Origin of the sequence: Streptomyces sp. SID3343 (genome assembly GCF_009865215.1) — a bacterium.
Classification (GTDB): Bacteria; Actinomycetota; Actinomycetes; order Streptomycetales; family Streptomycetaceae; genus Embleya.
Genome location: NZ_WWJX01001558.1, coordinates 1 through 8562, shown reverse-complemented (window position 1 = coordinate 8562; position 8562 = coordinate 1). Strand labels below are relative to the sequence as shown.

Below are 8562 nucleotides of genomic sequence, written 5' to 3'. Positions count from 1 at the left end.
GCTGCGGTTGCGGTTTGGTTGGGTTGGGAGGTGTTCCCACCCGCACCGCCCGTTGCGATTGCGTTTTGGGCTGCGGGATTACGGCGCCGGGGTGGCGTGGTCCGGCCCCGCGGCCTCGGGTCCCGCTTGCTCGTTTTTGCGGGCCGGCTGCGGATGACGGCGCTTTGCGCCCACGGGTTGGGCTTTGCCCGGGAGCGGGGCTCGGCTGCGGTTTTGGCGCGTCAGCGCCCACTGATCAGGGCGGCATTCGGTGTTCGACGAGCGCAGCGAGGAGAGCGGCGGAGCCGCGCTTTTCAGTGAGACTTCGGGGCCCGGAGCGAAGCGGAGGGACCCGAAGTCGCGAGCGGAGTGCCGCTTTTCCGGAGGAGCGAAGCGGGGGAGGAAAAGTGGTGCTTCGCGAGCCGGCTTCTAGAAAAAGCAACGCCGTGCTGTCCGTTACTGGCTTAACCGTCCGGCTAAATTGGCGGTTCTGGCTTCGCCATGGGGCTGTGCTTCCCGATCTGGCTTCGCCGTCCGGCTGTGCTTCCCAGGTCTGGCTTCGCCGTCGGGCCGTGCTTCCCGATCCGGCCTCGCCGTCCGGCCGTGCTTGCGGCCAAGGCCCCCGTCCCGTCGCGCCTCCCCGCCCGGCTTCGCCGTCCCACATCCGCGCCGATCGCTCCGTCACGTTTCGCCCCCTGCTCTCCTGGTCGTCACCCGCCCCGTCGCCCGGCCCGCCGTACCCGCGCCCCCCGCTCCGGCCGCCCCCTCGCTCGTACACCTCCTCGGCCGCCGCTCCCGCCGTCCCCCGGGCCTGGCCCCCGGGCCGGCTGTGGGCCGTCGTAGCTTGAGCTCTGGATTGGTCGGTTACGGAAGGTGGGCGGCGTGGGCGCGCAGGTTGATGGGCTTGTGGTGAAGGTCGAGGGCGGGGTGGCGACCTTGCGGATCGATCGGCCGCACGCTCGGGGGGCGTTGACCGCTGCCATGTGGGAGGCGTTGCCTCGGGTGCTTGCGGAGTTGGAGGAGGATCCCGAGGTGCTCGTGCTCGTGGTGACCGGGACCGGCGGGGTGTTTTCCGCCGGGGCGGACATTCGCGAGATGCAGGGGCATTACGCGAGCGCCGAGGCGGCCGACGCCTATCACGCGCTCAACACGGCGGCGGAGCAGGCGTTGGTCCGATTCCCGAAGCCGACGATCGCCCTGGTCCAAGGGGCGTGTGTCGGGGGCGGTTGCCAGCTCGCGGCGGCTTGTGATCTGCGGTTCGCGGACGGTACGGCTCGCTTCGGGGTGACGCCGGCCAAGCTCGGAATCGTGTACGACGCGGGGTCGACGGTGCGGTTGGCCAGGCTCGTGGGGGCCTCGACGGCCAAGTACCTCCTGTTCTCAGGAGAGTTGATCGACGCCGAACACGCGTTGCGAGTGGGGCTCGTGGACGGGTTGTTCGAACCGGACGACATCGACGAGAGGGTCTACGGCCTGGCGCGGACGATCGCCTCGCGGTCGCAGTTGACCGTGCGGGCGGCCAAGGACCTGCTGGGGATGGACCCGCAGGAGGACCGCGTCGCGCAGTGGCAGGCCCGCTGGGAGCCGGTGTCGCGGGGGTCGGCGGAGGTACGGGAGGGGCTGGCCGCGTTCACCGAGCGCCGGCCGGCGCGGTTCGAGTGGGGTAGGTAGGCGAACGGGCGCCGACGTCGACCTGTGACCCGCCGCGCCGTCCGTCCCCGAGCGCCACCGCGGGTCACAGGTCGATGGCGTTCTCGCGGACTCGGCCCCCGGCTCGGCCGGGTCTGCCAGGGTGACCGGTGCGCGGTCCTTGCTCTGGTGGTTCCGGATGCCGACTGCTGGGGGTTCGATGCCTGATGCTGATGCTCGTGCTGACGACGGGACGCCCCGCGACGACCACGTGGCCGCCGAGGAGTCGCTGCACACATCCCTGTTGCGACGGGCCGCACGGGTGCTGCCGGCGCGTCTGCCGGAGTTGACCGATCGGCTCGTGGCGGAGTTGCACGTACACGAACTCGCCTATCGGGACGGCGGGGTGCCCACCGACGAGCTGTGGCAGAGCGCGCACGAGGCGCTTCGGGTCGGGGTGTGCGCGCTCGCCGTGTGGCCTCGGGAGATCGAGGGCAGCCGCTGGGCGTCCGGGCGACTCGCGCGGCGGCGGGCCGAGCAGGGGGTGCCGCTCGACGCGCTGTTGCACGCGTATCGGCTCGGCGGCGTGCTGCTGTGGCAGACCCTGGTGGAGGTCGCCGCCGAGCAGGAGCCCGACGAGGTACGCCTGTTGGTGTATGTCGCCACCGACGTCTGGAACTTCGTCGATCGGCACGCCTCGGCCATCGCCGACGCCTACCGCCGGGTCGAAGCGGAGCTGACGGATCGTCATGACGAGCGCGTGCACGCCCTGTTGGACACACTCCTGGACGGCCGCGCACCCGAGGCCGATCTGGCCGCGGCCGCGGCGGTGCTCGATCTGCCCGAGGGTGGCCGCTACGCCGTGGTGGCCCTGCGCCATCCGATGCCGGGCACGGGTGTGCACGACGCGCCGCGACGGGCGACGCCCGACGGGGTGCGGGTGGTCTGGCGGGCCCGCGCGGAGGGCGAGTTCGCGGTCGTCCTGCTCGGTGCGTCGGGCCTGGACGACGTTGCGGAAACGTTCGGTCCAGGGGGCGGATCGCGTGCCGGGATCAGCCCGGTGGTCGACGGATTGGCCGCCTTGGGGCGAGCGAGGCGGCTGGCCGAGATCGCGTTGCGCACCTGCACCGCCGACGGCGAATGCGCGCGCCTGGACGAGCGGTTGCCGGCCGCGCTGGTCGCTTCCCAACCCGATCTCGCCCGAGACCTCGCGGCGCGGGTACTCGGTCCGATCCTCGCGCTCGACGTGGTGGATCGCGACCTGTTGCTCGGCACGCTGGGGGCGTGGTTGGACTCGGGCGGCTCGGCGGTACGCGCGGGGCGCCGGTTGTTCTGCCACCGCAATACCGTGCTCAACCGGTTGCGTCGCCTGGAACAACTGACCGGACGCGAACTCGGTCTACCGCGTGACCTCGTGGAACTGGCCCTCGCGCTCGACGCACACCGGTTGGGCTGTTGAGCCGGTTCGAATGGTCGAGCCGGTTCGCATCGCCGTGCCCCGTGTGGCTGACCGAGCCTGCGTGGACTGCCGTCCCGGTTCGGATCGCGGCGTCTGTTCGGTGCGCCGATTCTGTGCCCCTGCACAAGACGCCCGCTGTGGGATTGGTCCGCTGCCCCGACCTGTCGCCCGGATCTGGACTCCATTCGCACCCCGTGTTGTGATCGCCGTCACTCGATCGACGGGGGAGGCGTGCGATGGAATCGGGAGCGCTCCTCGTGGAGGGGCTCGAAGTGGTCTACGGCCGCTCCGTTCGGGCCCTGCGCGGTGTCTCGCTCGACGTGCCCGCCCACGGGGTCGTGGCCGTACTCGGCGCCAACGGCGCAGGCAAGAGCACCCTGCTGCGGGCCGTGTCCGGGACGCTCTTCCTACAGCGCGGCGCGGTCACCGCCGGCTCGATCCGGTACGACGGTGAGCGCCTGACCGGTCGTGACCCGGCGGTCGTGGTGCGCGCCGGCGTGGTGCAAGTCCCGGAAGGGCGGCGCGTATTCGCGAATCTGTCCGTCGGGGAGAACCTCCAGGCCGGCGCGCTGAGCCAACGCGGCCTGCGGTTCGGGCAGCGCTCGAACGCGCTGACCCGGACCAACCGCGAGCGGGTCTTCGAGCTGTTCCCCGTCCTCGCGGAACGGCGGGACCAGCGTGCGGGACTGCTCTCCGGGGGCGAGCAGCAGATGCTCGCGATCGGACGCGCCCTGATGGCGTCGCCGCGCCTGCTCCTGCTCGACGAACCCTCGCTCGGGCTCGCCCCGCGCATGGTCGGTCGGATAGCCGGCGTGATCCGCGAGATCGCCGCCCAGGGCATGGCCGTGCTGCTCGTCGAACAGAACGCGACGATCGCCCTCGACCTGGCCGACAAGGCGTACGTGCTCGACGTCGGCGAGGTACGACTCGCCGGCTCGTCGGCCGACCTCGCGCGTACCGACGAGGTACACCGGCTCTACCTGGGCCTTGGCGACGAGAAAAACGCCGAACACCCCGGCAGTGCCCCGGAGTCCGTCCGTACCGGAGCCGTGCGCCGGCCGCTGGGGAGGTGGGAGGGATGACCACCACCGTCGCCGGCGACGTTCCCGAGTTGACGGTGCGCGCGATCACCGTGCGCTTCGCGGGCCTGGTCGCGCTCGACGCGGTCGGCTTCACCGTCGAACCGGGCACCATCCACGCGGTGATCGGCCCCAACGGTGCCGGCAAGTCCACGTGCTTCAACGTGCTGTCGGGCGTCTACCGGGCGGATCGCGGCACGGTGCGGCTCGGCGGGCACGAGCTGACCCGGCTCACGCCGCACCGGATCGCCCGACTGGGCCTGGCCCGCACGTTCCAGAACATCGTGCTGACCCAGGGCACCGTCGCGGACAACCTGCTGCTCGGCCGGCACGTGTTGACCAAGTCGGGTTTCACCGCCACCGCGCTGCACCTGCCCGGGGTCGGGCGCGAACAGCGACGCCACCGCGAACGGGCCCGCGAGATAGCCGACTTCATGCACCTGGGCAACGTCTTCGAGCGCCCGGTCGGGTTGCTTCCGTACGGCATGCGCAAGCGGGTGGAGATGGCACGGGCGCTGTGCATGGAACCCAAGGTCCTGCTGCTCGACGAACCGGTCGCCGGCATGAACGCCGACGAGCGGTCCGAGACGGCGGACGCGATCGCCTCGATTCGCGAGTCGCTCGGCATCTCGATTGTTCTGGTCGAACACGACATGGGACTTGTGATGCGGATCGCCGACGAGGTGACCGTGCTCGACTTCGGCCGCCGGATCGCCGGCGGTACACCGGCAGCCGTCCAGCGCGACCCCGCGGTGATCCGGGCCTACCTGGGCACCGGCGAGGACGACGTCGACGAGCCGGTCGAGGGCACCGGCGCGTCCGCCGCGCCCGACGCGCCGGCCGCGAGCACCGATCCCGAGGGCGCGACGCATCGCCGGGCCGCGAGCACATCGATGCGCGCCGGTGAGGCGGACGACCCGCTCCGCAAGCGTGATCCGGCTGTCGTGGATCGAGAGGAGACGCCATGACCAAGCTCGCCGAGATCCTCCTCAACGGGTTCGCGCTCGGCGCGGTCTACGCCTTGATCGCGCTCGGCTTCGTGGTCGTCTTCAAGGCCTCCGGGGTGATCAACTTCGCGCACGCGTCGCTGCTGCTGCTCGGTGGCTTCACCGTCGCCAAGTTGCACGACGACGTGGGATTCGCGCTCGCGCTGGTGGTCGCCGTGTGCGCCACGGCCGCCGTCGCCGGACTGATCGAACTGCTCTTCATCCGCGGCCTGGGCCGAACCGAGGTGCACACGCTGACGATTCTCACGATCGGCGTCGACATCCTGCTGACCACCGAACTCACGCGGCGGATCGGCTCCGACGTCTTGAGCCTGGGCGACCCGTGGAAGGCGGGCGTGCGCACGTGGGGCGGCGTGCACGTCGCGGACGCGCGCCTGGCGTGCATCGTCGTGGCTGTGGTGTTGATCGGCGCGTTCTTCGCGGCGTTTCGGTTCACCGCGTGGGGACTGTCGATGCGGGCCGCCTCCCAGGACCGCGAGGCGGCGGCGCTGATGGGCGTACGGCTCAAGCGGATTCAGCTCACCGCGTGGTGTGTGGCGGGGGCCCTGGCCGCGGTGGCGGCGGTGTTCCTGGCCGCGTTCCCGTCCGCGGGCCTGGATCGGTCGACCGGTCAGATCGCGCTCGCGGCGTTTCCGGCGGCGATCCTCGGCGGCATGGACTCGGCCGCCGGTGCCCTGCTCGGCAGCCTGGTGGTGGGGATGACGGCCGCGTTGACGGCCGGCTACCAGAGCGACCTGACCTGGCTCGGGGCCAACCTGGGCGACGTCGCACCCTACGTCGTGATGTTGCTCGTGTTGATCTGGCGACCGACCGGCCTGCTCGGCTCGAAGGAGCGTGCACGTGTCTGACCGGGTGTCATCGACGGTACGCCGCCCCGCAGAATCGATTCCGGGCCGGCACGCACAGCCCGCGTCTCCCGGTATCGGACGCTTCGTCGGGCCGGCCGCGGTGATCGTGGTCGTCGTGGTCCTGATGGTGCTGCCGTTCTACGTCACCGCGTTCTGGTTGCAGACCGGCCTGTTCACGATGGCGGCGGCGATCGGCGCGGTCGGGCTCAACGTGCTGTCCGGCACCACCGGGCAACTGTCCCTGGGCCACGCGTTCTTCCTCGCGTTCGGCGCGTACGGATACGTGTGGTTCGCGGGCGACTCGGGGCGCGTCGGGGTTGGACACCTGAGTGGGCTCGGGTTGCCGCCGCTCGTCGCGTTGGTGTCGGCGGTGCTGCTGACCGGGCTCGTCGGGGGGCTGTTCAGCCCCGTCTCGGGACGGCTGCGCGGGATGTACCTGGGCGTCGCGACGCTCGCGCTCGTCTTCATCGGACACCACGTCATGCTCAACGCGAAGTCGATCACCGGTGGTTTCGACGGGCGTTCGGTCACACCGATGGACATCGGCGGATTCTCCTTCACCGACGGGGACCCGGACGGGCTGGAGATCCTCGGCATCCCGTTCGGCCGGTTGGAACGGCTGTGGTACTTCGCCCTGGTCCTGGTCGTGGTCGCGTGCGTGACGGCCCGCAACCTGCTGCGCGGACGCCCGGGGCGGGCTCTGGGCGCGGTGCGCGACAGCGAGATCGCCGCCGCGGTGATGGGAGTTCCGGTGGCGCGGTATCGCTCCGCCGCGTTCGTCGTGTCGTCGATGTACGCGGGACTCGCGGGCGCGTTGATCGCGATGATCTTCAATCGGGTGGTGCCGGACTACTTCGGGTTGCTGCTCTCGATCGACTATCTGGCGATGATCGTGATCGGCGGGCTCGGTTCGGTGACCGGCGCGGTGGTCGGCGCGGTGTTCGTCACGATGCTCCCGCAAATCCTGAGCAAATACGCCGATTCGCTGCCGCTCGTGGTGGCACCGGGCAGCCCCGACGCGGGTGTCGGTCCCGGCGAGGCGGCGCGCTACCTGTACGGCGCGGCGATCGTGCTCGTCCTGCTGTTCGCGCCGGGCGGCCTGGTCGGCCTGCTGCGCGGACGGCCCGGTGGTGACCCCGGAGGCCGCCCCCTGCGACTTGGACGTACCAAGGGCTCCATCCGTACCGGCTCGAAGGAGCAACCACAGTGACGTACCGAAAGGGTATTCGCGCGGGGGCGGCCGTGGCCGCGCTCGTGCTGGCCGCAGCGGCGTGCAGCACCAAGGGCGACGACAAGAAGGACGACAAGGAGTCGGGAGGGATCAAGACCGGACCCGGCGTCACCGACACGACCATCACGCTCGGCGCGCTGACCGACCTGTCCGGCCCCTACGCGCCGCTGGGCAAGAGCATCGTCAACGCGCAACAGCTGTACGTGGACGAGGTCAACGCGCAGGGCGGTATCTGCAATCGCAAGCTCGCGATCACGGTCAAGGACCACGGCTACGACGTGCAGAAGGCGGTCGCGGCCTATACCGAGATCAAGGGCGGGGTGGCGGGCTTCCCGCAGGTGATCGGGTCCGCCGTGGTGACGGCGTTGCAGGACAGCCTGAAACAGGATCGGATACTGACGTTCCCTCAGGCGTGGGCCGCGACGCTGCTCGACAAGCCCGAGATCCAGGTCGTCGGGACGACGTACGACATCGACATGATCAACGGGATGGACTTCCTGACCCAGGCCGCGCAGTTGACGGCCGGGGACAAGGTCGGGCATGTGTTCTTCGAGGGCGAGTTCGGCGAAAACGCCCTGGCCGGAGCGAAGTTCGCGGCGGGCAAGCTCGGCGTGCAGATCGTCGAGCAGAAGATCAAGGCCACGGACACCGACCTGACCGCGCAGATCGCGGCCCTGCGAGGGGCCGGGGTCAAGGCGATCCTGCTGAGCGCGGGGCCCACCCAGACGGCGACGTTGGTCGGGTTCGGCGCGGCGGCCGGGTTGAAGGTTCCGGTGCTGACCAGCGCGCCCGGGTTCCACCCGCAGGTGATGGCAAGCGCGGCGGCACCGGCCATGGAACAACTGCTGTACGTGGTGAGTTCGGCGCCGGCCATCGGGGCGGACATCCCGGCGGTGAAGAAGCTGGCGACGGACTACAAGGCGAAGTACCCGGACGGCACGCTCGATCAGGGCGTGATCTCGGGATACAACGCGATGAAGATCTTCGGTGAGGATCTGAAGGCCGCGTGCACGGCGAAGGACCTGTCGCACGCGGGGATCATCGCGGCGCACCGGCAGCAGAAGCAGATGGACACCGGGTTGGGCGCGCCGCAGGACTTCTCGAACGCGGCCAAGCCCGCGTCCTACAAGTCGTACATCCTCAAGCCGAGCAAGGCGGCGGCCGGGAGTTTGGTGATCGCGAAGGAAGCCTTCGAGGTGCCGGCGGTTCGGGAGTACCAGTTGCCGCGGGCGGGGTAGGCGGGGGTCGGTTTGCTCTGCTCGTGGCCGCATGGCCCCGTGGTTTTTGGGTGGGCGGTTGGCGGCCGGCGGGGGGTGGTCGGTTGGGGGGA

7 protein-coding genes are annotated in these 8562 nt (G+C 70.5%); all 7 read left to right on the top strand.

The window, feature by feature from the left end; translation table 11 throughout:
• Nucleotides 1–861: 861 nt before the first annotated feature.
• The 7 genes from GT354_RS49965 to GT354_RS49935 all read left to right on the top strand — a co-directional run bounded on the left by GT354_RS49965 (nucleotide 862) and on the right by GT354_RS49935 (nucleotide 8470).
• Nucleotides 862–1650, top strand: coding sequence for an enoyl-CoA hydratase/isomerase family protein (locus tag GT354_RS49965; RefSeq protein ID WP_161364835.1), 789 nt, complete (start codon nucleotides 862–864; stop codon nucleotides 1648–1650).
• Between the two features lie 178 nt (nucleotides 1651–1828).
• The gene (locus tag GT354_RS49960; RefSeq protein ID WP_161364833.1) at nucleotides 1829–3067 is read left to right on the top strand and encodes a PucR family transcriptional regulator; all 1239 of its coding nucleotides are present in this window, start codon (nucleotides 1829–1831) and stop codon (nucleotides 3065–3067) included.
• A gap of 236 nt (nucleotides 3068–3303) precedes the next feature.
• Nucleotides 3304–4149 (top strand): ABC transporter ATP-binding protein, encoded by an 846-nt coding sequence (locus GT354_RS49955; RefSeq protein WP_161364832.1) that lies wholly within the window; start codon nucleotides 3304–3306, stop codon nucleotides 4147–4149.
• Nucleotides 4146–5114 carry an ABC transporter ATP-binding protein gene (locus GT354_RS49950; RefSeq protein WP_161364829.1) on the top strand — a complete coding sequence of 323 codons (969 nt, stop codon included), beginning with the start codon at nucleotides 4146–4148 and terminating at the stop codon, nucleotides 5112–5114. Before GT354_RS49955 ends, GT354_RS49950 begins: the two co-directional genes overlap by 4 nt.
• Nucleotides 5111–6001, top strand: a complete 891-nt coding sequence (locus tag GT354_RS49945; protein ID WP_161364826.1) for a branched-chain amino acid ABC transporter permease — start codon at nucleotides 5111–5113, stop codon at nucleotides 5999–6001. The genes GT354_RS49950 and GT354_RS49945 overlap by 4 nt, the downstream gene beginning before the upstream one ends.
• Before the next feature lie 124 nt (nucleotides 6002–6125).
• The gene (locus tag GT354_RS49940; RefSeq protein WP_161364839.1) at nucleotides 6126–7211 is read left to right on the top strand and encodes a branched-chain amino acid ABC transporter permease; all 1086 of its coding nucleotides are present in this window, start codon (nucleotides 6126–6128) and stop codon (nucleotides 7209–7211) included.
• Entirely contained in the window at nucleotides 7208–8470 is a 1263-nt protein-coding gene (locus GT354_RS49935) for an ABC transporter substrate-binding protein (RefSeq protein WP_346012528.1), read from the top strand. The genes GT354_RS49940 and GT354_RS49935 overlap by 4 nt, the downstream gene beginning before the upstream one ends.
• The last annotated feature ends 92 nt before the right edge of the window (nucleotides 8471–8562 follow it).

Excerpts from the sequence above, each read along its gene's own strand:
- GT354_RS49960 (WP_161364833.1), top strand. The coding sequence starts at position 1,829 with ATGCCTGATGCTGATGCTCGTGCTGACGACGGGACGCCCCGCGACGAC.
- GT354_RS49945 (WP_161364826.1), top strand. The coding sequence starts at position 5,111 with ATGACCAAGCTCGCCGAGATCCTCCTCAACGGGTTCGCGCTCGGCGCG.
- GT354_RS49955 (WP_161364832.1), top strand. The coding sequence starts at position 3,304 with ATGGAATCGGGAGCGCTCCTCGTGGAGGGGCTCGAAGTGGTCTACGGC.
- GT354_RS49940 (WP_161364839.1), top strand. The coding sequence starts at position 6,126 with ATGGTGCTGCCGTTCTACGTCACCGCGTTCTGGTTGCAGACCGGCCTG.
- GT354_RS49950 (WP_161364829.1), top strand. The coding sequence starts at position 4,146 with ATGACCACCACCGTCGCCGGCGACGTTCCCGAGTTGACGGTGCGCGCG.